Origin of the sequence: Magnetospirillum sp. SS-4 (genome assembly GCF_902729425.1) — a bacterium.
Classification (GTDB): Bacteria; Pseudomonadota; Alphaproteobacteria; order Rhodospirillales; family Magnetospirillaceae; genus Phaeospirillum.
Genome location: NZ_CACVCH010000047.1, coordinates 37,567 through 64,481, shown reverse-complemented (window position 1 = coordinate 64,481; position 26,915 = coordinate 37,567). Strand labels below are relative to the sequence as shown.

General features: G+C 66.1%; 30 protein-coding genes. 23 read left to right on the top strand and 7 right to left on the bottom strand.

The genetic code is table 11. The annotated features are described in order from the left end of the window. Positions 1–62 precede the first annotated feature (62 nt). From metC to MTBSS4_RS06950, 6 genes are all read left to right on the top strand, one after another. Positions 63–1,232: a cystathionine beta-lyase gene (metC, locus tag MTBSS4_RS06975; protein ID WP_173982682.1), complete on the top strand. Its 1,170-nt coding sequence runs from the start codon at positions 63–65 to the stop codon at positions 1,230–1,232. After that, entirely contained in the window at positions 1,229–1,813 is a 585-nt protein-coding gene (locus MTBSS4_RS06970) for a DUF1007 family protein (protein ID WP_173982681.1), read from the top strand. Before metC ends, MTBSS4_RS06970 begins: the two co-directional genes overlap by 4 nt. Beyond that, complete coding sequence (locus MTBSS4_RS06965) at positions 1,804–2,754, top strand: nickel/cobalt transporter (RefSeq protein WP_173982680.1); 951 nt, start codon at positions 1,804–1,806, stop codon at positions 2,752–2,754. Before MTBSS4_RS06970 ends, MTBSS4_RS06965 begins: the two co-directional genes overlap by 10 nt. Before the next feature lie 153 nt (positions 2,755–2,907). Continuing rightward, positions 2,908–3,654, top strand: a complete 747-nt coding sequence (locus MTBSS4_RS06960; RefSeq protein WP_173982679.1) for a hypothetical protein — start codon at positions 2,908–2,910, stop codon at positions 3,652–3,654. A gap of 132 nt (positions 3,655–3,786) precedes the next feature. Further along, positions 3,787–5,637: a dihydroxy-acid dehydratase gene (gene ilvD / locus MTBSS4_RS06955; RefSeq protein WP_173982678.1), complete on the top strand. Its 1,851-nt coding sequence runs from the start codon at positions 3,787–3,789 to the stop codon at positions 5,635–5,637. A 4-nt stretch (positions 5,638–5,641) separates the two neighbouring features. Further along, positions 5,642–6,493 carry a bacteriohemerythrin gene (locus MTBSS4_RS06950; protein WP_173982677.1) on the top strand — a complete coding sequence of 284 codons (852 nt, stop codon included), beginning with the start codon at positions 5,642–5,644 and terminating at the stop codon, positions 6,491–6,493. A gap of 3 nt (positions 6,494–6,496) precedes the next feature. Here the strand turns inward: MTBSS4_RS06950 and MTBSS4_RS06945 are convergent, their stop codons facing one another. Continuing rightward, the gene (locus MTBSS4_RS06945) at positions 6,497–8,179 is read right to left on the bottom strand and encodes a trypsin-like peptidase domain-containing protein (RefSeq protein WP_173982676.1); all 1,683 of its coding nucleotides are present in this window, start codon (positions 8,177–8,179) and stop codon (positions 6,497–6,499) included. Positions 8,180–8,187: 8 nt separating this feature from the next. Then, positions 8,188–8,493 (bottom strand): methyl-accepting chemotaxis protein, encoded by a 306-nt coding sequence (locus tag MTBSS4_RS22705; protein ID WP_173982675.1) that lies wholly within the window; start codon positions 8,491–8,493, stop codon positions 8,188–8,190. Positions 8,494–8,653: 160 nt separating this feature from the next. Between MTBSS4_RS22705 and MTBSS4_RS06935 the strand changes: the two genes are divergently transcribed. The 4 genes from MTBSS4_RS06935 (at position 8,654) to MTBSS4_RS06920 (ending at position 11,453) form a co-directional block, all read left to right on the top strand. Further along, the gene (locus MTBSS4_RS06935) at positions 8,654–9,919 is read left to right on the top strand and encodes a glutamate-5-semialdehyde dehydrogenase (RefSeq protein ID WP_173982674.1); all 1,266 of its coding nucleotides are present in this window, start codon (positions 8,654–8,656) and stop codon (positions 9,917–9,919) included. 76 nt (positions 9,920–9,995) lie between these two features. Next, positions 9,996–10,136, top strand: coding sequence for a hypothetical protein (locus tag MTBSS4_RS06930; protein WP_173982673.1), 141 nt, complete (start codon positions 9,996–9,998; stop codon positions 10,134–10,136). 41 nt (positions 10,137–10,177) lie between these two features. After that, complete coding sequence (locus MTBSS4_RS06925) at positions 10,178–10,675, top strand: invasion associated locus B family protein (protein ID WP_173982672.1); 498 nt, start codon at positions 10,178–10,180, stop codon at positions 10,673–10,675. A gap of 7 nt (positions 10,676–10,682) precedes the next feature. After that, positions 10,683–11,453, top strand: coding sequence for a methyltransferase, TIGR04325 family (locus MTBSS4_RS06920; protein ID WP_173982671.1), 771 nt, complete (start codon positions 10,683–10,685; stop codon positions 11,451–11,453). Between the two features lie 20 nt (positions 11,454–11,473). Here MTBSS4_RS06920 and MTBSS4_RS06915 read toward each other — a convergent pair whose 3' ends face one another. Further along, positions 11,474–12,016, bottom strand: a complete 543-nt coding sequence (locus MTBSS4_RS06915) for a hypothetical protein (protein WP_173982670.1) — start codon at positions 12,014–12,016, stop codon at positions 11,474–11,476. A gap of 203 nt (positions 12,017–12,219) precedes the next feature. On the opposite strand from MTBSS4_RS06915, the gene MTBSS4_RS06910 reads away from it, so the two are divergent. Then, complete coding sequence (locus MTBSS4_RS06910; protein ID WP_173982669.1) at positions 12,220–12,714, top strand: invasion associated locus B family protein; 495 nt, start codon at positions 12,220–12,222, stop codon at positions 12,712–12,714. Between the two features lie 24 nt (positions 12,715–12,738). Here MTBSS4_RS06910 and fliP read toward each other — a convergent pair whose 3' ends face one another. From fliP to MTBSS4_RS06890, 4 genes are read right to left on the bottom strand one after another with little or no spacing between them, the layout of a single operon-like run. Next, on the bottom strand, positions 12,739–13,482 hold the full coding sequence (gene fliP, locus MTBSS4_RS06905) for a flagellar type III secretion system pore protein FliP (protein ID WP_173982668.1): 744 nt from the start codon (positions 13,480–13,482) through the stop codon (positions 12,739–12,741). After that, positions 13,479–13,793, bottom strand: a complete 315-nt coding sequence (locus MTBSS4_RS06900; protein ID WP_173982667.1) for a flagellar biosynthetic protein FliO — start codon at positions 13,791–13,793, stop codon at positions 13,479–13,481. The genes fliP and MTBSS4_RS06900 overlap by 4 nt, the downstream gene beginning before the upstream one ends. Beyond that, entirely contained in the window at positions 13,793–14,068 is a 276-nt protein-coding gene (locus MTBSS4_RS06895; RefSeq protein ID WP_173982666.1) for a hypothetical protein, read from the bottom strand. Before MTBSS4_RS06895 ends, MTBSS4_RS06900 begins: the two co-directional genes overlap by 1 nt. Continuing rightward, entirely contained in the window at positions 14,065–14,406 is a 342-nt protein-coding gene (locus tag MTBSS4_RS06890; RefSeq protein ID WP_173982665.1) for an EscU/YscU/HrcU family type III secretion system export apparatus switch protein, read from the bottom strand. The genes MTBSS4_RS06895 and MTBSS4_RS06890 overlap by 4 nt, the downstream gene beginning before the upstream one ends. 208 nt (positions 14,407–14,614) lie before the next feature. On the opposite strand from MTBSS4_RS06890, the gene flgB reads away from it, so the two are divergent. From flgB to MTBSS4_RS06830, 12 genes are all read left to right on the top strand, one after another. Beyond that, on the top strand, positions 14,615–15,016 hold the full coding sequence (gene flgB, locus MTBSS4_RS06885) for a flagellar basal body rod protein FlgB (protein WP_173982664.1): 402 nt from the start codon (positions 14,615–14,617) through the stop codon (positions 15,014–15,016). A gap of 15 nt (positions 15,017–15,031) precedes the next feature. Then, positions 15,032–15,442, top strand: a complete 411-nt coding sequence (gene flgC, locus MTBSS4_RS06880) for a flagellar basal body rod protein FlgC (RefSeq protein ID WP_173982663.1) — start codon at positions 15,032–15,034, stop codon at positions 15,440–15,442. 62 nt (positions 15,443–15,504) lie between these two features. Further along, positions 15,505–15,825, top strand: a complete 321-nt coding sequence (locus MTBSS4_RS06875) for a flagellar hook-basal body complex protein FliE (RefSeq protein ID WP_173982662.1) — start codon at positions 15,505–15,507, stop codon at positions 15,823–15,825. A 12-nt stretch (positions 15,826–15,837) separates the two neighbouring features. Further along, positions 15,838–16,107, top strand: a complete 270-nt coding sequence (gene fliQ, locus MTBSS4_RS06870) for a flagellar biosynthesis protein FliQ (protein WP_173982661.1) — start codon at positions 15,838–15,840, stop codon at positions 16,105–16,107. Between the two features lie 5 nt (positions 16,108–16,112). Further along, positions 16,113–16,877 (top strand): flagellar biosynthetic protein FliR, encoded by a 765-nt coding sequence (fliR, locus tag MTBSS4_RS06865; protein ID WP_173982660.1) that lies wholly within the window; start codon positions 16,113–16,115, stop codon positions 16,875–16,877. A 4-nt stretch (positions 16,878–16,881) separates the two neighbouring features. Continuing rightward, positions 16,882–17,949, top strand: a complete 1,068-nt coding sequence (gene flhB, locus MTBSS4_RS06860; RefSeq protein ID WP_173982659.1) for a flagellar biosynthesis protein FlhB — start codon at positions 16,882–16,884, stop codon at positions 17,947–17,949. Further along, positions 17,939–20,230 (top strand): PAS domain-containing sensor histidine kinase, encoded by a 2,292-nt coding sequence (locus MTBSS4_RS06855; RefSeq protein ID WP_173982658.1) that lies wholly within the window; start codon positions 17,939–17,941, stop codon positions 20,228–20,230. The genes flhB and MTBSS4_RS06855 overlap by 11 nt, the downstream gene beginning before the upstream one ends. 114 nt (positions 20,231–20,344) lie before the next feature. Further along, entirely contained in the window at positions 20,345–20,893 is a 549-nt protein-coding gene (locus MTBSS4_RS06850) for a TetR/AcrR family transcriptional regulator (protein ID WP_173982657.1), read from the top strand. Then, positions 20,890–21,999, top strand: a complete 1,110-nt coding sequence (locus MTBSS4_RS06845; RefSeq protein WP_173982656.1) for an efflux RND transporter periplasmic adaptor subunit — start codon at positions 20,890–20,892, stop codon at positions 21,997–21,999. The genes MTBSS4_RS06850 and MTBSS4_RS06845 overlap by 4 nt, the downstream gene beginning before the upstream one ends. A 37-nt stretch (positions 22,000–22,036) precedes the next feature. Further along, the gene (locus MTBSS4_RS06840; protein WP_173982655.1) at positions 22,037–25,105 is read left to right on the top strand and encodes an efflux RND transporter permease subunit; all 3,069 of its coding nucleotides are present in this window, start codon (positions 22,037–22,039) and stop codon (positions 25,103–25,105) included. Continuing rightward, positions 25,102–25,785 (top strand): RluA family pseudouridine synthase, encoded by a 684-nt coding sequence (locus MTBSS4_RS06835; protein WP_173982654.1) that lies wholly within the window; start codon positions 25,102–25,104, stop codon positions 25,783–25,785. The genes MTBSS4_RS06840 and MTBSS4_RS06835 overlap by 4 nt, the downstream gene beginning before the upstream one ends. Before the next feature lie 104 nt (positions 25,786–25,889). Next, on the top strand, positions 25,890–26,699 hold the full coding sequence (locus tag MTBSS4_RS06830; protein ID WP_173982653.1) for a universal stress protein: 810 nt from the start codon (positions 25,890–25,892) through the stop codon (positions 26,697–26,699). Positions 26,700–26,915 lie beyond the last annotated feature (216 nt).

Sequence of the window (26,915 nt, the reverse complement as noted above, 5' to 3'; positions counted from 1 at the left end):
CCTTGGCCTTGTCGGGGCGGCGAGTCACCATGCTCGACCGCCCTGTTTTATGCGCGAGCGTCATGAAGAAAGAAACCAGGATACTTCACGCCGGCAGCCATCCCGAGCGTTTCCACGGTGCCGTCAATCCACCGGTCTACCATGTCTCCACCGTTCTCCACCCCTCGGTGGCGGCCATGGAGACGAGCGGCAAGACCCCGTTCGAAGGGATGCGCTACGGCCGTTTCGGTACGCCGACCACCTTTGCCCTGGAAGAGGCTGTGGCCGAGCTTGAGGGCGGGCACCGCAGCGTGGCGACTTCGTCGGGCCTGGCGGGGATCACCGGGGCGCTGATGGCCTTTCTCAAGGCCGGCGACCATCTGCTGATGGTCGACACCGCCTATTTTCCCACCCGCAAGTTCTGCGACGACGTGCTGAGCGGGCTGGGGGTCGAGACCACCTATTACGATCCGCTGATCGGTGGCGGGATCACGGCGCTGATGCGGCCCAACACCAAGGTGGTGTTCACCGAAAGCCCAGGCTCGCTGACCTTCGAGGTCCAGGACGTTCCCGCCATCGCCATGGCCGCCCATGCCGGCGGGGCCATCGTCATGATGGACAACACCTGGGGCGCGTTGACCTTCCAGCCCTTCGCCAAGGGCGTGGACATCTCCATCCAGGCCGCCACCAAGTATATCGTCGGCCATGCCGACGCCATGCTGGGAGTCATCACCGCCGCCACGCCGGATTTGTGGCTCAAGGTGAAAAGCTCGGTGGCCGCCTTCGGCCATTCCCCCGGCGCCGAGGAGATGTATCTCGGCCTGCGCGGCCTGCGCACCTTGCCGGTTCGCCTGCGCCAGCACGCCGCCACCGCGCTGCGTCTCGCCCGCTGGCTGGAGGGGCGGCCCGAGGTCGATCGGGTGTTGTATCCGCCTTTGGAATCCGATCCCGGCCATGATCTGTGGAAACGGGACTTTTCCGGCGCCTGCGGCCTGTTCGGGGTGATCTTGAAGCCGGCGCCCAAGGCGGCGGTCGACGCCATGCTGGATGGCTTCGACCACTTCAAGCTGGGCTTTTCGTGGGGCGGGTTCGAAAGTCTGGTGATTCCCACCACCGGCCATTCCATCATCCGCACCGCGTCGGATTGGGCGCCGGCCGGCCCCAGCCTGCGTTTCCATGCCGGACTGGAGGATGCCGACGACCTGCAAGACGATCTGGAACGCGGGCTGGAGCGATTGGGGCGGGGCGGGTGAAGCGGTTCGCCGTCCTGGTCCTGACCGCCCTGACGGCACCCACCGCCGCCATGGCCCATCCGCATGTGATGGTGGATGTCCACGCCCTGGTGGAGTTCAAGGACGGCAAGGCGGTCAGCCTGTTCATGGGCTGGACGTTCGATCCGGTGTTCAGTTCATCGTTGCTGGCTGATTTCGATGCCGACAAGAACGGCCGCCTCGATCCCGGCGAGGTCAAGGCGCTGGAGGCCGAAGCCTTTCGTGACACCCGCGAACAGAGCCACTTCACCTATGCCAGGATTGGCGATACGCCGGTCAAGTGGCCGGATGTCACCAATTTCAAGGTGATGGCGGTGAAGGATTCGCTGCTCTACGCCTTCAGGCTGAATTTTCCCCAGCCGGTGGACCCGCGCAAGGCCGCCCTCAGCTTCACCACCTACGAAGAGACCTTCTATATCGACATGGACTTTCCCAACGACAAGGCGGTTTCCCTGACCGGCGAAGGATCGCAGGGGTGCAAGGCGGTGATCGCCCCCGATCCGGCCAGCGCCATCTATGGCGGCGCCGTGATCCCCAAGCGGGCGACCATCACATGCGACTGAACCTCGCCGCCATCGCCCTGCTGCTTGCACCGTCGGCCGCCTGGGCGGCGCTGGTGCCTGGGGGGGGCGCTCCGGCCGGCGGTGACATGCTGCCCGAGCCGCTGCGCGATCTCGCCGCCTGGGTTTTCGCCCTGCAACGCCAATTGACCGGCGAGATGCGCCAGCACCTTGCCGCCATGAAGGAAACCGGGTCGTGGGAGCCGGCCGCCGCCGTGATGCTGGCCGCGTTTCTCTATGGCGTGTTCCATGCCGTCGGCCCCGGCCATGGCAAGGTGGTGATCGCCGGCTGGTTCGCCACGCGGCGCGCCCGTATCGTTCACGGCCTGCTGGCCAGCCTGATCGCCGCCATGGTGCAGGCGGTCTCCGCCATCGCCGTGGTCGCCGCCCTGGCCGGCGTGCTGGCCCTGGCCCCGCGCCAGGTGATGTCTTACGCCGGCTGGCTGGAGGTGGCGTCCTACGGTCTGATCGCGGCCATCGGAGCGGTGATGGTGTGGCGGACCGCCACCGGCCGGGGCTGCGGCCATGATCACGGCCATGATCACGGCCATGACGGGGCCTGTTGCGGGCACGGCCACGACCACCACGACCATGGCCGCTCCGACCGGTCGGAACGCGACGCCCTGTTCGGAATGGCGGCGGCGGTGGGATTCCGGCCATGCTCCGGCGCCATCCTGGTTTTGCTGTTCACCTTCGCCAACGGCATGTACCTGACCGGAATCCTCGCCACCCTCGCCATGGGACTGGGCGTCGCCATCACCGTCGCCACCATCGGGCTGGGGGCGTTGGGGCTCAACCGCCTGATCGGGCGACTGTTCGGGACAAGCTCCCTGGGCGGGAAGATCCGTACCGTCCTGGCCGTCTCGGGTGCCCTGGGTATTACCCTATTGGGCGTAGGGATGTTGCTGGGCGCCCTGGTCAACGGCCCCGTCCTGACCGGATAGGCAGGGGCCCCGGTTACTTTGGAGAGACTCCAGCATGCTTTGGTATCGCCTCATGGGCAAAGGTACTAATGGGCTTGCCTGATTGTTTTCAGTACTAGATATCGAATATCATCCGATCAATGAGACGGGGAATAGAATCAACAGGAGCGGTCCATGTCACCACTTGATTGCTCTCGCCAGGCTCTGTTGATCAATGATCACAAGCGGATCACCTACCGGTTCTTCGTGACCACCGACAACCCGCTCGCCATCGACCTGTTCTTCGAGAAGGACACGTTCCGTCTGGTGATTCCCAATGGGGCGCCCCGCCCGGACTGGGCCCGGCTGGCCAATAACCGCTGCCCCAACTGTCCTATGGCCGAGGATTGCGACTATTGCCCGGCGGCGCTGGGAATCGCCCAGTTCCTGCCCTTGTTCGAGAACCGGGTCTCGCACGAGAAGACGGTGGTCGAGGTGGAGACGCCGCAGCGGACCATCGTTTCCAAGACCACCTTCCAATCGGGCATGGCCTCGCTGATCGGGCTGGTCTGCGCCACCTCGGGCTGTCCGCTGACCAAGTTCCTGCGGCCCATGGCCCGCTTTCACACACCCTTCGCCGACGAGCAGGAGACCTTGTTCCGCTCGTTCTCGTCGTGGCTGCTGATGTCCTACGTCCAGCGCCAGCTGGCCGGCGGCGAGGGGCCGATCACGCTGGAGGGGCTGAAGCGCAACTACCTGGAACTCTCGACCATGAATTCCTGCCTGGCCGAGCGGCTGCGCAAGGGGGTCAAGCGCGATGCCGCCCTGAATGCCGTCATCATCCTTGATCTGTTCGCCCAGATCGCTCCTGACAATATCGACGGCGGGTTCGAGGATATCCTGGAGGCCTTCCGGGTCGAGGGCGGCAGCCTGACCCACTGAGCCGGCGGCGAGGACAAGGACCGCCCGCTGTCCGGCGCCGTCTGGAAATCGCGGCACTAGCCAAATTCGGCGAGGGTCGGCTATGGTCTGGGGATCGCGTTTTCGTCTTCATTCCTGGACAGGTCCGATTCCATGCCTCCCTATCGTTCCCGCACCTCCACCCATGGCCGCAACATGTCGGGCGCCCGTGGCCTGTGGCGCGCCACCGGCATGACCGACGCCGATTTCGGCAAGCCGATCATCGCCGTGGTCAATTCCTTCACCCAGTTCGTTCCCGGCCATGTCCACCTGAAGGACCTGGGGCAGATGGTGGCGCGCGAAATCGAGAAGGCCGGCGGCGTCGCCAAGGAATTCAACACCATCGCCATCGACGACGGCATCGCCATGGGCCATTCCGGCATGCTGTATTCGCTGCCGTCGCGCGATCTGATCGCCGATTCGGTGGAATACATGGTCAACGCCCATTGCGCCGACGCCATGGTCTGCATCTCCAACTGCGACAAGATCACGCCGGGCATGCTGATGGCCAGCCTGCGGCTCGACATTCCCACCATCTTCATCTCGGGCGGCCCCATGGAGGCCGGCAAGGTGACGGTGAACGGCGAGACCCACGCCGTCGACCTGATCGACGCCATGATCAAGGGGGCGGACAGCTCGGTGTCGGACGAGGAGGCGCTGGCCTATGAAAAGGAAAGCTGCCCCACCTGCGGTTCATGCTCGGGCATGTTCACCGCCAATTCCATGAACTGCCTGATCGAGGCGCTGGGCCTCGGCCTGCCCGGCAACGGCACCGTGGTTGCCACCCATTCCGACCGCAAGGAGCTGTTCCTGGAGGCCGGGCGCCGCATCGTCGATCTGGCCCGGCGCGCCTATGAGGGCGATGATGCATCCGTGCTGCCGCGCTCGATCGCCACCAAGGCGGCGTTCGAGAACGCCATGACCCTGGACATTGCCATGGGGGGCTCCACCAATACGGTGCTGCACCTGCTGGCCGCCGCCGAGGAAGCGGGTGTCGAGTTCCGCATGGGCGATATCGACCGGCTCTCGCGTCGGGTGCCCTGCCTGTGCAAGGTGGCCCCCAACGTGCCGGACGTGCATATCGAGGACGTCCACCGCGCCGGCGGCATCATCTCCATCCTGGGTCAGCTGGATCGGGCCGGCCTGATCCACAACGAGTGCGGCACCATCCATTCCCGCACCCTGGCCGAGGCTCTGGACAAGTGGGACGTCAGCCGTTCCAACGACGCCGCAATCCACACCTTCTACCGGGCCGCGCCCGGCGGCGTGCGCACCACCGAGGCCTTCGGCCAGTCCAAGCGCTGGGACGCGCTGGACACCGACCGGGCCAAGGGGGTGATCCGTTCGGCCGAACACGCCTTTTCCAAGGATGGCGGGCTGGCGGTGCTGTTCGGGAACCTTGCCCTGGACGGCTGCATCGTCAAGACCGCCGGCGTCGATGACAAGAATCTCACGTTTTCCGGCCCGGCGGTGATCTGCGAAAGCCAGGAAGAAGCGGTGGCCAAGATTCTCGGCGGCGGCGTCAAGGCCGGCGACGTGGTCATTGTCCGCTACGAAGGTCCCAAGGGCGGTCCCGGCATGCAGGAAATGCTCTATCCCACCAGCTATCTCAAGAGCATGGGGCTGGGCAAGGACTGCGCCCTGATCACTGACGGCCGCTTCTCCGGCGGCACCTCCGGCCTGTCCATCGGCCATGTCTCGCCCGAGGCGGCCGAGGGCGGCGCCATCGGACTGGTGGAAAACGGCGATATCATCGATATCGACATTCCCAACCGCTCCATCGCTGTCCGCCTGTCGGACGCCGACCTGGAAAGGCGGCGCCGGGACATGGAGGCCCGGGGCGGCAAGGCCTGGAAGCCGGCCGACCGCGACCGGACGGTTTCGGCGGCGCTCCGCGCCTATGCCGCCATGACCACCAGCGCGGCCAGGGGCGCGGTCAGGGACGTGTCGCGCCTGGAGAAGTAGACGCATGGCGGTGATCAGCTGGAGCGAGATGATGAGCGTCGGCGTGCCGGTGCTCGATGACGACCACAAGACCCTGGTCGGGTTCATCAATCTGCTCCAGCACTCCATCGGCGATCCCGAGGAGTACGTTGCCGTCTATTCGGTGCTGGGAGCGTTGGAGGATTATTGCCTCCATCATTTTCTCCGCGAGGAGAAGATGATGGAGGCTGGCCGCTGCCCCCAACTGGATCAGCACCACCGGACCCATGAAGGGTTTGCCGAGACGGTACGGGCGCTGAAGGCCCGTTACGAGGAGGACCAGAGCAGCGTCCGCGCCCGCGACTGCCTGACCTTCCTGAACGACTGGCTGGTCAACCACATCTGTACCACCGACATGAACTACCGCGCCTGGCTGGTCGGACATGCCGGCGCCAAGGCGGTCGGCGAGACCATGTCGCTGGCCGATCAGCGCCTGGACAGCGGCCCGACGGACTGGCGCCGGCTTCGCATCCTGGTGGTCGACGACAACCCTAATTTCTGCGGCATCCTGACCGCCATCCTGAACGGGGTCGGGGTTTCCTCGATCACCGTGTCCCACGACCTTGCCGCCGGCAAGATGGCGCTGATCGGCCAGCCGCTGGACCTGCTGATTTCCGACTGGCATGTGGGGACGGAAAGCGGTCTCGATCTGGTGAAGTGGCTGCGCCAGTGCCCGCCGCCGCTCTGCGGGTTGCCGGTGCTGATGCTGTCGGGGCACGAACGCATGATCAACCGCGATCTCGCCCTGCTGGCGGGGGCGGACGAGTTCATGGAAAAGCCCGTCGCCGCCCGTTCGCTGCTGATCTGCCTGTCGAGGCTGGCCGCCAAGGTGCGGTGACGCTCAGTTGACCTTGCACTCGATGAAGACGGTGACGCGCTTGATGCGCTCGCCCACATCGGCGGCCGACAGCTGGGCCTGGGCCGCCGAGGTCTCGTAGGCGACCGAATAGGTTCCCAGGAATTTGCGGGCCAGGTCGGATTTGATCGCGAAATTGATATTCTGCGGCAGGTCGCCGAACTGGCCGGCGATCTTCATGGCGTTCAGCTTGGAGGTGACGATTCCGATCACGTTGCCGCTGGTGTCCACCAGCGGGCCGCCGGAATTGCCCTTCTGAACCGGGGCGGTGATCTGGTAGTGGCGGGTGTCGCCGTGCAGGCCGGCCATGGCGCTGATGACGCCGGAGGTCACGTTGGCCTCGCGCGACAGCAGCGACGACAGCGGAAATCCCACCACCACCACCTCGTCGCCGGAGCGCAGCGGCCGGTCCTCGCGGAAGCGGGCGATGTCGCCGCCGCGAATGGAGGTCTTGAGCAGGGCCATGTCGTTGCCGGCGTCCTTGGCCGCCAGACTGGCGATGATGGGCGGGCCTTCCGCCGGCTTGACGGTGATGGTGCGGCACTGTTCGACCACATGGGCGTTGGTCAGCACCATGCCGTCCCGGGAAACGATAATGCCCGACCCGGTGGATGTGCGGACCTTCTTCGACGAGGTCTCGGGCGGGGCGGTGATAGGGTCGGATCGGGTGGCGGGCGGCTGGGATTGCGGCGACGCCGGGGCGGTGGCGACGGGGTGGGGCGGCGACGCCCCCCCGGAACCGGAGGATGCACCGGGCTGAACCGGCTGCCAGCCGGCCAGGCGGCGGCGGACCTGATCTTGCTCGGACGGCGACAGCTTGGCGGCGGCGGTGTCCCGGTCCTTGTCGTAAGTGGCCTTGAGGCTGGCCGGAGCCCGCTGGGCGGCCAGGGCCATCCAGAAATAGGCCTCGACCGGGTTCTTGGCGATGCCGGCGCCGTTGGCGTACATGACGCCAAGATTGTGCTGGGATTGGGGGTGCCCCTGGTCGGCGGCGCGGCGGAACCAGCCGGCGGCTTCCACCGGGTTCTTGCCGGTCGCGGTGCCGGTGGCCAGGGCGACCCCCAGGATGAACTGGGCGATGGGGCGGTTGGCGGCGGCGGCGGGGTGGGCGTACTCAAGCGCCTTGCTCTTGTCGGCGGGCATGGCCCTGCCGTTCCAGCTGAGATCGGCCAGCTTCTCCTGGCTGACGGCGAGTCCCTTGCCGGCGGCGAAGCGGTAATACTCGATTCCCTTGGCCTCGTCCTTGCCGACTCCCAGCCCGTTGAAGTGAATCTCTCCCAGGGCGTGATTGCTTTGCGGATAGTCCTGGGCGGCGGCGCGGCCGAACCACACCAGGGCCTGGGTCGGGTCCTTGGGGACGGCGCGGCCGAGGAAATAGGCGTTGCCCAGGGCGTTCTGGGCCATGGGATCGCCGGAATCGGCGGCGGCCCTCAGCAGCTTCAGCGCCTCGGCGTCGTTGCGCTCCATTCCCAGGCCGTAGAACAGCATATGGCCCAGATGAGCCTGGGCGGAGGAAATGCCCTTGTCCGCCAGCGGCTGGAGTTCCCTGGCGGCCGCCGTCCAATCCTTGCGCTGAAAGGCGGCCAGCCCTTCTTCGAGGCCGGCGAAGGCCGGTGATGCGGCCACCAGCAGGAAAGCCGACAGGCACAGGGCGGCGGGAATGCGCATGCCGGGGGCTATCCGGCCGCCGCTTCGGCCTCGGCCCGCATGCTGGTGGCGAGGCGGCTCAGTTCCTCGACCGCGGCGCCCATCTCCGCCTCAAGCGACTGGGTGATGCCGTCGATGCTTTCCGAGACGTGCTTGACCTCGCCCGCAACCACGGCGAAGCCCTTGCCGGCCTCGCCAGCCCGCGCCGCCTCGATCAGGGCGTTCAGGGCGAGAATGCGGGTGGTGCCGGTGACCTTCTTGATTTCCTCGACCTTGCGGGAAACCACGTCGGCGAGGACGGCGGTCAATTCAACAATGCGATCTTGGTCGGACATGGGGGGCTCCGGCACGAATGTTGATCGCAGTGTAAGGTGGACGGCGAGGTTGGGCAATGATCATTGCCGCGCGTCTGATCATTGACGCCGTCGTTCGGAACGCCTGGAATTCGCCGCCGCGATTCGCTACCGTCGCCGACGATCAACAGAGAATGACGCCATGACCGTTGCCCTCGATACCCTGATGACCGACCTGGGCCGCCGCGCCCGTGCCGCCGCCCGCCTGCTGGCCCTCGCTCCGGCCGATTCCAGGGACTGGGCGCTGAGGGAGGCCGCCGCCTGCCTCAGGGCCGATGCCGGAATCATCCTGGCCGCCAACGCCCAGGACATGGCGGCGGGCGAGGCCAAGGGGCTGACCAGGGCCATGCTCGACCGGTTGCTGCTCGACCCCGCCCGCATCGAGGCCATGGCCAGGGGGCTGGAGGACATCGCCGGCCTGCCCGATCCGGTCGGCCGCACCCTGGCGGAGTGGACCCGGCCCAACGGCCTGGATATCGCCCGCGTGTCGGTGCCGCTGGGGGTGATCGGCATCATCTATGAAAGCCGTCCCAACGTCACCGCCGATGCCGCCGGTCTGTGCCTGAAATCCGGCAACGCCGCCATCCTGCGCGGCGGTTCGGAAAGTTTCCATTCGTCGTCGGCCATCATGGCTGCGCTGTCCAGGGGCATCGCCGGGGCCGGCCTGCCCGCCGACTGCGTCCAGATGGTGCCCACCACCGACCGCGAAGCGGTGGGAGCGATGCTGCGCCTTGCCGAATTCATCGACGTCATCGTGCCGCGCGGCGGCAAGTCGCTGGTGGCGCGCGTGGTCGAGGAGAGCAGGATTCCCCTGTTCCAGCACCTGGAGGGGATCTGCCACACCTATGTGGACGGCGCCGCCGACCTGGAGATGGCCAAGACGGTGGTGCTGAACGCCAAGATGCGCCGCACCGGCGTCTGCGGGGCCACCGAGACCCTGCTGGTCGACCGGGCCTGCGCCGACACCCACCTGAAACCCTTGGTGGCAATGCTGTTGGACGCCGGCTGCGAGGTCAGGGGCGACGCCGCCACCCAGGCGGCCGATGCCCGGGTCCTGCCGGCCAGCGATGACGACTGGCGCGCCGAATACCTGGATTCGATCATCGCGGTCAGGGTGGTCGATGGCGTCGGGGCGGCGGTGGAGCACGTCAACACCTTCGGCTCGCACCATACCGAGGCGATCGTCACCAACGATTCCAGGGTGGCCGAGACCTTCCTGAACGGCTGCGATTCGGCCATCGTGCTGTGGAACGCCTCGACCCAGTTCGCCGATGGCGGCGAATTCGGCATGGGCGCCGAGATCGGCATCTCCACCGGCAAGCTGCACGCCCGTGGCCCGGTGGGGGTCGAGCAGCTCTGCACTTTCAAGTACGTGGTCAGGGGGAACGGCCAGGTCCGGCCGGGGTGAATGTTGATTTCCCGGTCGGGCAAGGCTATAGACGGCTCGACCGGCCGCGAGGCCTTGGATTTCGGGGATGCCGCTCATGGGAACCTGCCGTCGCATATTCGGTATGATCATCGTCATCATCGCCGTCACTGGTCCGCTGGCCGGATGCGGCAATTGCGGCGCCGCCGGCAGTCGTGGCGGCAGCGCCGGCTGGTGCAGCGCGTCCATGGGATTTTGATGGACCGGCCGAGGCCACTATCCTGGAAGGATTGAGACTCCATGAAGCTTGCCGCCCTGCTTTCCGTCGCCGCCGGGCTGGCCCTCGGCGCTCCGTCTCCGGCCGCCGCCGCCGCCGCGGCCCCGGCCAAGGATGGGCAGAAGTTCGGCAACTGGGTCGCCAGTTGCGCTCCCGCTCCCAAGAATGACTGCCTTCTGGTCCAGACCCAGGTGCTCGAAGGCGGCGCCCGCCTTCTGGAACTGACCGTCGGCAAGGCCGGCACCAAGGGGGAATACGCCGCCATCGCCATGCTGCCGCTGGGCATCCACATTCCGTCCGGCGTCATTCTGGTGATCGACGGCAAGCAATCGCCCATGACGTTGCTGAAATGCTCGCATGACGGCTGTCAGGCGGTGGCCCCCCTCGGCAAGGCCAATGCCGCTCTGCTGGCCAAGGCCAAGACCATCCTGATCGGCATGGTCGACGAGGTCACCCGCAAGCCGGTGACCATCACGGTCTCTCCGGATGGCCTGTCCGCCGGCATGGCTGCCCTGAAGTAACGGCCGCATGACCACGCCCTTCAATATCTGGGACGGCATTCACGCCGATTTCGCCGCCGCTCCCGCCAGGGACGCGGTTACCGGCGGCGGCGACGGGGGGTTCGAGGGGGCCGAATGGCTGGGCAAGATGGAAGCCCTGGCCGGTCGTTCCCTGGACCAGCTCGCCCGGGCGGAAGCGCCGCTTTGCCGCGACTATCCGCTGGCGGTGGTCGCCGCCCTGGTTCCCGAGACCCCTGGCCGGCCACTGACCGTGGTGGATTTTGGCGGCGGCATGGCCAACGGCTTCGCCGGGTTGCGCACGTCGCTGCCCAAGGGGCGGCCCCTGGCTTTTCACTGCATCGAGAACGCGGCGGTTTGCGCCATCGGACGGCGCATGTTCGCCGGCGTCGGCGAGCTTCGCTTCCATGAAGACCTGGACGACGCGCCCGCCGTGGCCGATATCGTCCACGCTGGCAGTTCCATGCAATACATCGAGGACTGGAAGGGCATGCTGGCGCGGCTGCTGCGTTTCCAACCGCGTTATCTGGTGTTGTCCGACCTGCCGGCCGGCGACATCCCCACCTTCGTTTCGGTTCAGAATTACTATGACCGCGGCATGCGGCACTGGTTCTGGAATCTGGACGAATTCCTGGCCGAGCTTGCCCGCCAGGGCTGCCGCCTGCTGTACCGGACCCGGTACGAAGGCAGCTATCTTGGCCGCCACGGTCCCTATCCCATGGACAACTTTCCGCCCGGGTATCGCCTCGGTCACGCCTGCAACCTGATTCTCGCCACCTGACCGGGGGCGGCGGGACCCGGCTACTGCTGGAACACCTTGTTGAGCGCCGCCGCCTTGTCGTCGGCGCCGACGATCCAGAACGAGGTCGATTGGCCAAGGCTTGTCTTGGGAATGCGCGCCTCGAACCCGAAATCGTTGTGGCGCGGCGATTTCAGCGCCGCCGAGACGTCGGGGCGGGGCTTGTCCGGGACGATCTGCGCCACCACTGCTCCGTTGCTGACGAAGATCACCGCCTTGGCCGGGATGTTGCCGCCCGTATCGGCGGCCCAGCCGACGAACACCAGCATGTCGCCATCGGCGGCCACCCGTTCCAGATCACCCCTGACCGTATCCGAGGCGGCCACCATGCGGCCGGCGGAATCCGTCAGGCAACTGGCGCAGAAGCCGAAGGCCGCCGGTGCCGCCAGCGTCGCCGGCGTCGCCGTCCCGGCGGCCGCGGCGGTTTCCGAGCCCGAGGCCAGCGGTGGGCCGACCCGGCTCTTCATGTTCGCCCAGAAATCCTGGCCGGACGCGCAGCCGGAAACGGCCAGCACCAGCATTGCGGCGGCAACGATCCTGATCATCGGGTCCCTCGTTCCATTGGACAAGACGCGCAGGGAGCAGGGGTAGCAGGACGGACGGCCCGACGCAATTCAAACCGTGGCGGTCGGCGGCCGTCGCGCCAGGGAATTGCCGATTGACAGGGGCGACGCCATCGGCTCATAAGCGAGCCGGTGTGTCCCGGTGGGGATGTCGTCGATTCAACAAAGCCAGTCGAGAGGTCCAAATGCGGTTCGGTTCCCTGAAGAGTGCCCTCCTGGTCGCCCTGTCCTTCGGATTTGGCGTTCTGTCCTCCGATGCGGCCATTGCCGCCGCCAAGGATGGCCAGGTTTTCGGCGACTGGGTGGCCCGCTGCGCCGCCGCCGGCAAGACCTGCCGCGTGTCCCAGACCCAGGTGGGGGAAGGCGGCGCCCGCCTGTTCGAGATCAGCTTCGGCAAGATCGGCGCCAAGGGCGAGTTCGGCGTGGTCGCCATGGTGCCGCTGGGCATCCAGATTCCGGGCGGCGTCGCCATCCAGGTGGACGGCAAGCAGATCAACATGCCGGTGCTTCAGTGCCTGCCCAACGGCTGCCAGGCCGGAACCACCCTTGACGATGCCGCCGCCAAGTCTCTCGAAAAGGCCAAGTCCATGCTGATCGGCATGCTCGACGCCAACGGCAAGACCGTCACCATCGCCATCCAGACCAAGGGGCTGGCCGACGGGTTGCAGTCCATCCGGTAGCCAAAGCCGGGGGTGGGCGGCGCCTTATCCGTAGCTTTGCACCAGCGAGCCCACCACCAGATACCAGCCGTCGACCATGACGAAGAAGATCAGCTTGAACGGCAGCGAGATCATGGCTGGCGGAATCATCATCATGCCCATGCTCATCAGCACCGACGCGATGACCATGTCGATGACCAGGAACGGCAGGTAGATCAGGAAGCCGATCTCGAAGGCGCGGCGCAATTCGCTGATCATGAAGGACGGGATCAGCGCCTTCAGCGGCACGTCCTCGGGATTGGCGACCTCCTTGGCCTTGGACAGGTCCATGAACAGCTTCAGGTCCTGGGGCCTGACATGCTTGATCATGAAGGCATGGAACGGCTTGATGGCCATTCCGAAGCCCTCCATCTCGTCCAGCGATCCGTCCATCACCGGCTGAATGCCGGTCTCCCAGGCCTTTTCGAAGGTCGGCGCCATGACAAAGGCGGTCATGAACATGGCCAGGCTGACCAGGACCGTGTTGGGCGGCGCCTGCTGGGTGCCCAGGGCCTGGCGCAGGAAGCCGAACACCACCACGAAGCGGGTGAACGAGGTCACCATCACCACGATGGATGGCGCCAGTGACAGCACCGTGGTCAGGGCGACCAACTGGATGATGCGGCTGCTGGCGCTGGCCGGGCTGCCGCCCATGTCGATGCTGATGGACTGGGCCAGCACCGGCCAGGCGACGGCGGCGGTGCCGATGCCGGCGATGGCCGCCAGGGTCAGACGGGTCCGGCTGATCATGATCCGGCCTCCGGAGAGGCTGCTGGCACCCGAAAGCGGGGCGGCGGGCAGTCGCGCTCCACCACCAGGCCGCCTTCCCCCCCCAGCAGCAGCAGATGCTCGTGGTCGTCGCGCCGCACCAGCACCAGCCGATGCCGCGCGTCCAGCGGCAGCGCCTCGACCAGGGCCAGGCGGCTGGCGCCGCCGGGGCGGGCGGCGCGGGGGATGACCAGTCCCAGGCCCCAGCGCTTCAAGGCCCACATGGCGGCGAAGATGGCTCCCAGGACCACGGTCAGGGATAGAACGAAGCGAAGATAGGTCGAGGCTTCCATCAGGGCTCCGGTGTCAATCTCTGGCCGTCGGGATCGTAGCGTTCACGGAGGGCTTCGGCCAGCAGATCGAGGTCGGCGATCAAGGTTTCCATCTGCGGACGCAGCGATTGTCCGTCCTCGCGGCTCAGGTCAAGGGTGCCGCGGCAAATCCGGCGAACCTTGCCTTCCAGCGCCGCCAGATCGACCATGGTGCCGGTGGCCAGCAGGCGCCGCGCCGTTTCCACCAGGGACACCGCCTTTTCCAGTTCCTGGCGGATGCGCTCAAGCCCGCTCATGTCCGGTCCGCCGCCGTCGCGCGGCCGTTGGCGCGATAGACATAGGCCAGGATTTCGGCGACCGCCACGAAGGCCTCTACCGGAATAACCGTGTCGACCTCGACGGCAGCCAGAACCTCGGCGAGGTCCGGATCTGTCCGGACCTTGACGCCGTGGGCGAAGGCCAGTTCGAGAATCTGCTCGGCGACGCCGCCGCGTCCCGATGCCACCACCTTTGGCAGGTCGGGCTGGTCGGGGTCGTGGTGAAGGGCCACGGCGACGGCGCGGCCGGGGCGCCTGCCGGTCTGGCCGGCCGCCTCGGCGTGTTCGTTCCACAGGTCCTTGCCCTTGCCGCCCATGTCACACCATCGGTCGCGCCCGACCCTTGGGCGTCATGGCGGAAGTCTCGGCCCGTCGCGCTTAAAAAAGCTTTAAGTGGGGGAGGGGACAATGGACGCGAGGGCGATGGCGCGCTTTACCGTTTCTTAAGCGCGCCCGCCCATACTGACCATGGCGAAACAGCGCCGTCTCGGACATGGCGTCCGCCGGGCGGCAAGGGGTCTGGCGATGCTCGGTAGTCTCAATATCTTCAAGATGACCAAGGCGCGGATGGACTGGCTGGCCGAGCGTCAGGAGGTGCTGGCCGAGAACATCGCCAACGCCAACACGCCGCGCTATCTGCCCCGCGACCTGAAGGCGCCGGACTTCAAGGAAGTTCTGGCCGGGACCACCGCCGTTCCGGTCAACGCCGTCGCCACCAACGCCAAGCACATCGTGCCGGCGCAAGCCCCAGACCCGTTCAAGACGGTCGTTCAGCGCAAGGCCTTCGAATCCACTCCCGACGGCAATGCCGTCATCTTGGAAGAGCAGATGGCCAAGCTGGGCGAGTCCAGCACCGCCTACAACACCTCGGCGGCGCTGTTCCAGAAATACCAGAAGATGATTCGCATGGCGGTCGGTGGCCGCTAGAATCGGGGAACGATCATGGACGAACTGACCAAGAGCACCAGGATCGCCATTGCCGGCATGAAGGCCCAGTCGGAGCGCCTTCGGGTGGTGTCGGAAAACATGGCCAACGCCGATTCGGTCGCCCAGACTCCGGAAGGATTGCCCTACCGCCGCAAGGTGGTCACCTTCAGGACCGAGCTTGACCGGGCCAGTGGCATCAGTGCCGTCAAGGTCGACAAGGTGCGGCCCGACAATTCCGAGTTCCAGCGCCGCTACGATCCCAAGCACCCCGCCGCCGACCGTGACGGCTATATCCTGGCCCCGAACATCAATCCGCTGATCGAGATGATGGACATGCGGGAGGCCCAGCGCAGCTACGAAGCCAACATGAACGTCATCAACACCTCGCGCACCCTCATGACGCGCACGGTGGAGATGCTCCGCTGATTCGATCATAATGGCGTCTCCCGGCCGCGGGGTGACGCCGGCTCTGTCAGGAAATCAAGGCCATGTCCAACTTCACATCCGCCATCTCCGCCTATCGCGCCGCCGCCAATCCGCTGGCCGGCCTGGACAAGGACAAGGGCGGCCCCGACGCCCAGGAAGGCGTCGGGACCGACTTCGCCAGCGTCCTCAAGGACGCCGCCAAGATGGCGGTCGGCACCACCAAGGCGGCCGAGCAGGTCTCGCTGTCGGCCATCGCCGGCAAGGCCGACATCCGCGACGTGGTCGCCGCCGTCGCCAGCGCCGAGACCACCTTGGAAACCGTGGTCAATGTCCGCGACAAGGTGATCAACGCCTATAACGAAATCCTGCGTATGCCGATCTGAGGCGGCCTTCCGGTGACCGAGGCGGAACTCATCGACGTCGCCCAGCAGACCATCATGGTGATGATCAAGGTGGCTGCGCCGACCTTGCTTACCGGGCTGGCCGTCGGGCTTCTGATTTCGATCTTCCAGACCCTGACCCAGATTCAGGAACAGACCCTGACCTTCGTGCCCAAGATGCTGCTGGGATTCGGGTCGATGATCATCTTCATGCCGTTCATGCTGAACTCGCTGATCGAATTCTGGCGGTCGGTCATGGACAAGATCATCGCCGGCGGCGGCTGAGCGCGGTGCTGGCCGAACTTCTTCAACTGGATGTTTTCAAGTTCCTGCTGGTCTTCACGCGCCTTGGCACCGCCATCATGCTGTTGCCCGGCCTTGGCGGACAGTTGGTCAGCAAGCGGATTCGCCTGTGTCTGGCGCTGGCCGTCTCGTTCCTGATGCTGCCGCTGCTGGGCCGGCATTTCGTCGCCGTTCCCCCCACCTATGGCGGCGTCATCCTTCTGGTGTTCGGCGAGGTGGTGGTGGGCGCCTTCATCGGCACCATCGTGATGTTCATCATGTCGGTGCTCAGCCTGGCCGGGTCGATGATCGGCTATCAGGTGGGGCTGACCAACGCCTTTTCCTTCGACCCCATCGCCCAGCAGCAAAGCCAGCTCGTCACCAGCTTTCTCACCAATGTCGCGATGCTTGGGCTGTTCGTCACCGACCTGCATCACATGATGTTCGTGGCCATCGTCGAATCCTACGACCTGTTTCCCCCCGGGCTGCCGTTGCCCTGGGGCGATTTCACCGAGACGCTGTCGCATCTGGTCACCGAAACCTTCAAGATCGGAACCCAGTTCGCCATGCCGCTGATCGTCTTCGGGCTGATGTTCTATAGCGGCCTTGGCCTGCTGTCGCGGCTGGTGGCGCAGCTTCAGATATTCTTCATCGCCCAGCCGGTGCAGATCCTGGTGGGTATCTGGATGTTCCTGATCACCTTGCCGATGGTGCTGGGATTGTTCCTGCGCTTCTTCGAGACCACCCTTCACCCCTACATGATTCCGAGGTGATGCGGTGGCCGAGGACGACAGCGAGAAAACAGAAGACCCAACCGGCAAGAAACTCGGCGACGCCCGCAACGAGGGCAACGTTCCGCAGTCCCAGGAGATCAAGATCTTCGCGGGGCTGGCCGGCACCCTGGTCCTGGTCTCCATCATCAGCCCGTTCATGGGACGCGACGTCTTGCGCATGATGCTGCCCTTCATCGAGCGCCCCCATGCCTTCGCCATGGACCGCGCCGACATGGGGATCATCCTGTCGGATCAGGTCATGGGTCTGATCAAGGTGCTGATGTTTCCGTTGATGGTCATGCTGATTTTTGGCGTAGTTTCGAATATCTCGCAGGTTGGCTTGATGTTTGTCGCCAAAAAAATGAAGCCTGACATTAATAAGTTAAGCATAATTGCGGGGTTCGGCCGCATATTTTCGATGATGAACCTTGTTAATTTCATTAAGTCACTGCTGAAGATAGGAATTGTCGGCGTCGTCATCTATATGTTCCTGCGGGCTCGGACCAATGACGTGCTTGGCCTTGCCGCCGTCGATCTGTTCGCCTCGATGGATTATCTGCGGCGTGAGGTGATCGAGCTGATCATCATCGTGATGCTGATGGTGGCGGCGCTGGCGGTGGCGGATTACCTCTACCAGCGCTGGCATTTCATGGAAAAGATGCGCATGACCAAGCAGGAGGTGAAGGACGAGCACAAGCAGGCCGAGGGCGATCCCATCGTCAAGGGCCGTTTGCGGTCGCTGCGCATGCAGCGCGCCCGCCAGCGCATGATGGCGGCGGTGCCCCAGGCCTCGGTGGTGGTGACCAACCCGACCCATTACGCGGTGGCGCTGAAATACGACATGGACTCCATGGGAGCGCCGGTGCTGGTGGCCAAGGGCGTCGATCTGGTCGCCAAGCGCATTCGCGAACTGGCCGACGAGAACGAGGTCCCCATCGTCGAGAACCCGCCGCTGGCCCGTGCCCTGTACGCCACCGTCGAACTGGATCAGGAAGTGCCGCCCGAACATTACAAGGCGGTCGCCGAGGTCATTGGCTACGTCATGAAGCTGAAGGGCACACTTGCGCACTGATCGCACATCCTCCTGGCTGGAACGGCTGCGGAACCGGATTTTCGGTTCGGGACGGGGCGGACTCGCCTCCGCCGCCACCCTGGCCGGCGTCCTGGAATCCGAAAACCGCGCCGTGCTGGTGGTTGGGCGGGACGGATCCGAACTCTATCGCAACGCCGCTGGCCGCCGGCTGCTGGCCGAGGCCGGCGATCCGCTGTCGGTGCTGAAGACCAGGGCCGGAGACGATGATCGCGCCCTGGCGGATCTGGAGCGTCTGGACGCCGCCGCCGCCGTCGGGGCGCCGCGACGGGCCGAGATCGGGCTGGCCATGGCCGGCGGTGGCCGCGAATGGCTGGCGCTGGAGGTTGCCTCCGCCGGTCCGGACGGAGCGGTCGCCTGGATGGCGGAGGACATCAGCGCGCGGCGCGCCATCGAGGAAACCTTGCGCCGCGAAAACGAACTGCTGTCCGATTTCGTCGATTTCCTGCCGGTGGGTTGCTATTCGGCCGACGCCGACGGCACCGTCCGCTACGTGAACCAGCGTCTGGCCGAATGGCTGGGCAAGGGCGGCGACGAAATCATCGGCCGCAATCTGGCGGAGGTGTTCGGCGCCGTTCCCAATCCCGAGGAAGAGCGGGCCGAGTTGCGGCTGCGCGGTCGCAGCGGCGACGTCTTCCAGGGATTGGTGGCCCACTCGGTTTACGACGAGGGCGGGGAGATGTTCACCCGTTCGGTGGTGGTGCGCGACCTGGTGCCGGAACAGCAATGGGAACGGGCGCTGCGCGCCGCCGAGCGCCGCTTTCGCTGGCTGTTCGACGACGCTCCGGTGGGGATCGCCCTGGTGGACATGGACGGCGGGGTCGGGGGCTGCAATCTGGCGCTTCAGGCCATGCTGGGCACCGACCGCGACGACATGGTGGGCCGGCCGGTGACCAATCTCATCGCCGACGAGAACCGTCAGCAGGCGTCCGAGCAACTGGCCAAGGTGCTGTCGGGCTCGCAGCCGGGTACCCATCTTGAAGTGCGGCTGAGGGGGCGGCGCGACCTGATCGCCCAGTTGTTCGTCAGTCCAAGCCACGAGGACGGCGAGATTTCCGGTCTGGTGATCCATTTCATCGACGCCACCGAGCAGCGGAATCTTGAGGTCCAGTTCGCTCAGAGCCAGAAGATGCAGGCCATGGGCCAGCTGGCCGGCGGCGTCGCCCACGACTTCAACAATCTTCTGACCGCCATGATCGGCTTTTGCGATCTTTTGCTGCAACGCCACGGCGCCGGCGATCCAAGCTTCGCCGACATCATGCAGATCAAGCAGAACGCCAACCGTGCCGCCTCCCTGGTGCGGCAGTTGCTGGCGTTCTCGCGGCGTCAGGCGTTGCAGCCGCGTCTGCTCAACGTCACCGACGCCCTGGCCGAGCTTTCCAACCTGCTGCGCCGCCTGCTGGGCGAGACCATCGAACTGCGCATGACCCACGGCCGCGCCCTGGGGCTGGTCAGGGTCGATCCCGGCCAGTTCGATCAGGTCATCATCAATCTGGCGGTCAACGCCCGTGACGCCATGCCGGGCGGCGGCACGCTCAGCATCCGCACCAACGCGGTCCGGGTGGACCAGCCGGTGCAGCGAGGCCCCGAACTGATGCCGGCCGGCGAATACGTCCTGATCGAGGTGTCCGACACCGGCACCGGCATTTCCAAGGAGAACGTCGCCCGCATCTTCGAGCCGTTCTTTTCCACCAAGGAAGTGGGGGCGGGCACCGGTCTCGGCCTGTCCACCGTCTATGGCATCGTGCGCCAGACCGATGGCTTCATCTTCGTGGAAAGCCAGCCGGGGCAGGGGGCCACCTTCACCATTCACCTGCCGCGCATCGACGCCGAGCCGGCGGGAGAGGTCAGGAGGCCGTCGCCGTCGCCGGAGGCGGCCGAGACCGACCTGACCGGGCACGGCACCATCTTGCTGGTGGAGGACGAGGACGCTGTGCGGCTGTTCGGGGCGCGAGCCTTGCGCAACAAGGGCTATACCGTCATCGAGGCCCGGTCGGGCGAGCAGGCGGTCGAGGTTCTGCGCGGCGACGACGCCATCGACATGCTGATTTCCGACGTGGTCATGCCCGGCATGGACGGCGTCACCCTGGCACGCTTCGTCCGGATGGAGCGTCCCGCCATCAAGCTGATCCTGATCTCGGGGTATTCCGAGGACGTGGCCCGTGACGGCATCGATCCCGATGCCGGCATCCACTTCCTGCCCAAGCCGTTCTCCCTGAAGCAGCTGGCCGGCGCGGTCAAGCAGGTGATGACCGAAGGGTAGGGGTACCCTCTCTTCAAGCATACGACTTTCCTGTCTCTCTATGCTTCCGTAGGGATGGACTCCCGCCATCACCCCCTCCTACTATACCGGCTGGACGGTACAGTAGGAGGGGTGATGGGAACCCGCGAGACCATTGTCGAGGCAGCCATGGCCATCGTCCGCGATCAGGGCGTGGCCAGGCTGACCCTGGACGAGGCCGCCCGCAAGGCCGGCATCAGCAAGGGCGGCGTGCTCTATCACTTCAAGAGCAAGGATGACCTGATCCGCGGCATGGTGCAGCGGCTGATCGACCAGTGCGACCAGTTGAACCAGGAATACTACCAGCGCGAGCCGGAGGGGCCGTATCGCTGGGCGCGAACCCTGGTCCGCGCCTGCTTCGATCCCACCGGCCCGGCCAATGATCCGGTGGGCGGCGCCCTGCTGGCCGCCGTCACCGTCAATCCTGTGCTGATGGAGCCCGTCCACGCCATGTATGCGAAGTGGATGGAGCGTCTGGCCAGCGACAGCCCCGACATGACCCGCGCCGGACTGATCTGCACCGCCATGGACGGATTGTATTTCCAGCGCCTGATGGGGCTTCGCCTGTGCGAGGCCGACGCCTGCGAACGCCTGATGAACCATGCCCTTGAACTGTTGACCCCGAAGGAAGGAGAACCGTCATGAAGACCCGGCGGATGATCGTCATGCTGGCGGGATCGGCCATCCTGTTCGGCGGCGTGTTCGGTTTCGTCGCCTTCCGCAATTCCATGATCAAGCAGTTCTTCGCCAGCCAGCCCCGTCCGGTGGTGGCGGTGACCACTGCCCGCGCCGGGCTGGAGGAGTGGACGCTGGTGATTCCGGCGGTCGGCACCCTGCAAGCGGTCAATGGAGTTGAGGTGGCCGGTTCCGCCGCCGGATTGATCAAGGACATCGCCTTCCAGTCGGGCCAGGAGGTCCGGCGCGGCCAGACGCTGGTCCGCCTGGACACCGATGTGGAGATGAGCGAGCTTCGCAGCGCCGAGGCGGAACTGACCCTGGCGCGGACCAGCCTGGGCCGCAGCGCCGCTCTACAGCGCTCCAACACCGTCAGCGTCTCGGCGCTGGAACGCGCCGAGGCCGAGCATAAGGTGCGTCAGGCCCGCGTCGCCGCCCTTAACGCCCAGATTGGCAAGAAGACCGTCACGGCGCCGTTCGACGGCGTGGTCGGGCTGCGTCGGGTCGACCTCGGCCAGTATCTCCAGCCCGGCCAGACCGTGGTCACCCTTCAGGACCTGTCGATGATGCTGTGCGACTTCTCGGTGTCGCAGAAGGACCTGCCGGCCCTGGCGGTTGGACAAAAGGTACGCATGAACGCCGATCCCTGGCCCGGTGAAAGTTTCGACGGCACCATCGTCGCCATCGAACCCCAGGTGGATTCCAAGACCGGCATGGTGACGGTCCAGGCCAGCTTTCCCAACCCGGACCGCCGTCTGCGCCCCGGCATGTTCGCCCGCGTCGAGATCGAGCGTCCCGCCGTCGGCAAGGTGGTGGCGGTGCCGGCCTCGGCGGTGACCTACAATCTTCATGGCGATTCGGTATTCGTGGTGCGGGAGAGCGACGGAGCCAAATCGGTGGAGCGCGTCGTGGTCAAGCTGGGCGAGCGTCGCGACGGGCAGGTGGTGATCCAAGACGGCATCCGGGCCGGCGATCAGGTGGTGACCTCGGGACAGGTGAAGCTGGAGAACGGCAGCCTGGTCCGGCTGGCCGAAGACGACCCGCTGAAGCTGCCCGGCCAGACGGCGGCCCGCTGACCGGGCGCCGGCGCCTGGGGACATTGAAAGGACCATCATGTTCGACATCTTCATCAAGCGGCCGGTCCTGGCCTCGGTGATCAGCCTGCTGATCCTGTTCGTCGGCCTCCGGGCGCTGACGAGCCTGCCGGTGCGGCAATATCCCGAGATGACCAACACGGTGATCACCATCACCACCACCTTGCCCGGCGCCGATGCCGATCTGATCCAGGGTTTCGTCACCCAGCCGCTGCAAAAGGCGGTGGCGACGGCCGAGGGCATCGACTACCTGACCTCGCGCTCGTTGCAGGGCGTCTCGGAAATCAAGGCCTTCATCCGCCTGAACGAGGACCCCGGCACCGCCATGACCGGCGTGATGAGCAAGACCGCCGAGGTGCGTTCGCTGCTGCCGCGCGGCATCAACGATCCGGTGATCAGGAAGGAAACCGGCCAATCCTTCGCCTCGGCCTATCTGTCGTTCTCGTCCGATCGGCTCAGCCAGCAGCAGATCACCGATTACATCATGCGGGTGATCCAGCCCAAGCTGGCCGCCGTGCCGGGCGTCGCCAACCCGGAAGTCTATGGCGGCCAGAAATTCTCGATGCGGGTCTGGCTGGACCCGGAGCGCATGGCCAGCCAGGGACTGGGGCCGGACGAACTGCGCGCCGCCCTGACCCGCAATAACTTCACCGCCGCCGCCGGCTCGACCAAGGGCGCCTTCGACGTCATCAACACCCAGGCCGACACCGACCTGAAGACCGCCGACGAGTTCCGCCGGATGGTGATCAAGCAGGACGGCGACCGTCTCGTCCGCCTGGGCGATGTCGCCCGGGTGGAACTGGGGCCGGAAAGCGACGACATGAGCGTGTTCGCCGGTGGCGACCGCGCCATCTTCGTCGGCATCTACACCACTCCCGAAGCCAATCCGCTCACCGTCATCCGCCATGTTCGCGACATCACCCTGCCCGAACTCCAGGCGCAGTTGCCGCCCGGGCTGTCGGCCAAGGTCGCCTACGATTCCACCTTGTTCATCGAGGCCGCCATCGACGAGGTGGCGATCACCATCGCCGAGGCGGCGCTGATCGTCATGGTGGTGATCTTCCTCTTCATGGGGTCGGCCCGTTCGGTGGCGATTCCGCTGGTGACGGTGCCGCTGTCGCTGATCGGGGTGGCGGTGCTGCTGCTGGCGCTGGGATTCTCCATCAACCTGCTGACCCTGCTGGCCATGGTCCTGGCCATCGGGCTGGTGGTCGACGACGCCATCGTGGTGGTCGAGAACATCCACCGCCACATGGAGGAGGGGCTGCCGCCGGTGCGCGCCGCGCTGGTCGGCACCCGCGAGATCGCCGGGCCGGTCATCTCCATGACCATCACCCTGGCGGCGGTCTATGCCCCCATCGCCTTCATGGGCGGGCTGACCGGATCGCTGTTCAAGGAATTCGCCCTGACCCTGGCGGGCGCGGTGGTGGTGTCGGGCGTCATCGCCCTGACCCTGTCGCCGATGATGTGTTCCAAGATCCTGCGTCACGACCATGACAGGGCCGGCCTGCCGGCCCTGATCGACCGGACCTTCGAGCGCGTCCGCGCCACCTACGAGCGGCTGCTGGCCGCCTCGCTGGCCGACCGTCCCACCACCTTGGCCTTCGCCGCCATCGTCATGATCAGCCTGCCGTTCCTGTTCATGGCGGTGCCGACCGAACTGGCGCCGGAGGAGGACCAGGGGGTGATCTTCGCCGCCTATAGCGGTCCGGCCTCGGCCAACACCGACTTCATGGAGGCGTTCTCGCATCAGGTCGATCAGCGGCTGCGCGCCTTTCCCGAGGTCGACGACAGTTTCCTGATCAATGGCATGGGCGCCATCAGCCAGGGCTTCGGCGGCGCGGTGCTGACCGAATGGGGCAGCCGCAAGCGGGCCGCCAAGGACCTGACGGCGGCGGTGCAGATGTCCCTGAACGACGTGTCGGGGGTCAAGGCCTCGGTGTTTCCACCGCCGCCGCTGCCGGGAATCGACGGCCTGCCGGTCCAGTTCGTCATCGCGTCGACCGCCGATTACCGGCAATTGCTGGAGATGCAGGACGCCATCATGGCCCGCGCCCAGGAATCGGGCATGTTCGCCTTCATCGACGCCGACCTGAAATACGAAAGCCCGCAGACCCGGATCGAGATCGACCGCGACAAGGCCGCCGCCTTCGGAATTTCCATGCAGCAGATCGGCGAGGCGCTGGCCACGCTGACCGGCGGCAATTACGTCAACCTGGTCAACCTCCAGGGGCGGTCCTATCAGGTGATTCCCCAGGTCAGCCGCGAGTTCCGCCTGGACCCGGCTCAACTGGGGCGGTTCCATGTGCGCGGAACCGGCGGCGCCGTCATCCCGCTGTCGTCGCTGGTCAGTTTGGGCAAGCGGGTACAGCCGGTGTCGCTCAACCAGTTCAACCAGCTGAACGCCGTCACCATCCAGGCCTTTCCCATGCCCGGCGTGACGCTGGGTCAGGCGCTGGACCTGCTGTCCTCCATCGCCGCCCAGACGCTGCCCAGGGACGCCACCGTCGACCATGCCGGCCAGTCGCGCCAGTACATCCAGGAAGGCAACGCCCTGATGCTGACCTTCGTGTTCGCGCTGGTGATCATCTTCCTGGTGCTGGCGGCGCAATTCGAAAGCTTCCGCGATCCGCTGGTGATCATGGTGTCTGTGCCGCTGTCCATCTGCGGCGCCCTGATTCCGCTGGCGCTGGGTCTGGCCAGCATGAATATCTACACCCAGGTCGGATTGGTGACCCTGATCGGCCTGATCACCAAGCACGGCATCCTGATCTGCGAGGTCGCCCGCGACCGCCAGATGACCCAGGGCCTGTCGCGGCGGGACGCGGTGATGGCGGCGGCCGGGTTGCGGCTGCGCCCGATCCTGATGACCACGGCGGCCATGGTGACCGGCCTGCTGCCGCTGCTGTTCGCCAGCGGCGCCGGCGCCGCGTCGCGGTTTTCCATCGCCCTGGTGATCGTCGCCGGCATGAGTATCGGCACCTTGTTCACCCTGTTCGTGCTGCCGGTGATCTATACCTTCGTCGCCGCCGAGCGCCGTGCCGGGGAAGCGGAGGAAACGGCCGACGCGGCGGCGGTGGCCGAATGACCCCCGAGGCGCTCCAGTCCCGCCTGCTGTACCGCGACACCGCCATGCTGATCATCGACAAGCCGGCGGGGCTGGCGGTGCATGCCGGCCCCAAGGGCGGCGACCATCTCCAGCTTCACCTGGGCGCCCTGGCCTTCGGGCTGGCGCGGCCACCGGAACTGGCCCACCGGCTCGACCGCGACACCTCGGGCTGTCTGGTGCTCGGCCGCCATCGCAAGGCGCTCGCCCGCCTGGGCGACCTGTTCGCCCGGGGCGAGGTCGCCAAGACCTATTGGGCGGTGGTGGTGGGGCGTCCGCGAACCGATGGGGGCGAGATCGACTTCGCCCTGAAGAAGCGCGAACGCAGCCACGGCTGGCGGATGGAGGTGGACCGGGGCGGTCTCGCCTCGCTCACCCGCTGGCGCCTGCTGGGCTGCGATGGCCGCCTGTCCTGGCTGGAATGCCAGCCGCTGACCGGGCGGACCCATCAAATTCGCGCCCATTGCGCCGCCATCGGCCATCCCCTGGTCGGCGATTCCATCTATGGACGCGGCACCGGCACCCTGGCCGGGGACCGGCTGATGCTGCACTCCCGCCGGATCGAGGTCCCGCTTCATCCCGGCAAGCCGCCGGCTGTCGCCGAGGCGCCGGTGCCCGATCACATGGCCGCCGCCCTGACCACCTGCGGTTGGGTCTCCTAATTACGCATTTTGATACCGAATTGCGTGATTTCGCTTGACGCCGAAGCCTTCCGGCGGTGAACTACCGTCGAGAGATCACGGATTTTCGGGTCAGGTGGGGACAGATGAGCATCAAGGATATTCTCGTCCATGTGGATGGCGATGTGACCACCAGCGCCGGTCTGGCGCTGGCCATAGCCCAGGCGCGCCGTTTCGGCGCCCGGCTGACCGGGCTGTTCGCCCGCAACGAGGTGCATGGGCCGGCGGTGGTCGCGCATCGCCCCAGCGACACGCTGATCAGCGCCGCCAAGGCAGCCAAGGAGGTCTTCGACAAGGCGGCGGCCGGGCTGGATACCCGCTGGTGGCAGGTTCAGCACGGCAGCCCCGACGAGCTGATCGCGGAGGTGGTGTTCTGTAGCCATTACGTCGATCTGGTGGTGATGTCGCAGGCCACCCACCGGGGCGACCACGTTCCGCCCACCCTGATGGAACACCTGATTCTGGAATCGGGCCGGCCGGTCCTGGTCGCTCCCCAGGAGGACGGCGTCACCACCATCGGCGAGCGGGTAGTGGTCGGCTGGCGCTCGGCCAAGCAGTCGGCGCGCGCCCTGCACGACGCCCTGCCGCTGATCGATGGCGCCAAGGAGGTCCTGGTGGCCTCGGTCCGCCCGTTGCTGCGCAAGGATGAAAGCGCTCCGGCGGTCGACATCGTTGACCACCTGCGCCGTCATGGCCTGCCCGCCAACGGCGAGCGCGTCCACACCGAGGGATTGGGCATCATGGATTCGCTGCTGTCGCGGGCCTATGACCTCAACGCCGACCTGCTGGTGATCGGCGGCCACGAGGGCAAGATCCTGTCGTTCCGGGGCAAGGCCGGCGCCGGCACCCGCCACATCCTGGCCCACATGAATCTGCCGGTGCTGTTCTCCAGCTGATCGTTGCCGCAGAAGGAACCGGTAAACGGCGTCCCTCGGGGCGCCGTTTTCGTCAGTTGAACCATGCTCCACGCCGGGTTCCCCCTTGACGGAGTGGGGGCTTTGGCCCTGAAAACCGTACCACCGCCAAGAAGCGCATCTTCGAAGCAAGGTCCGGCGTCGCCAGAACACCGGGGCTCCCACGCTGACTCATGTGTGGACGACCGCCTGGATGCA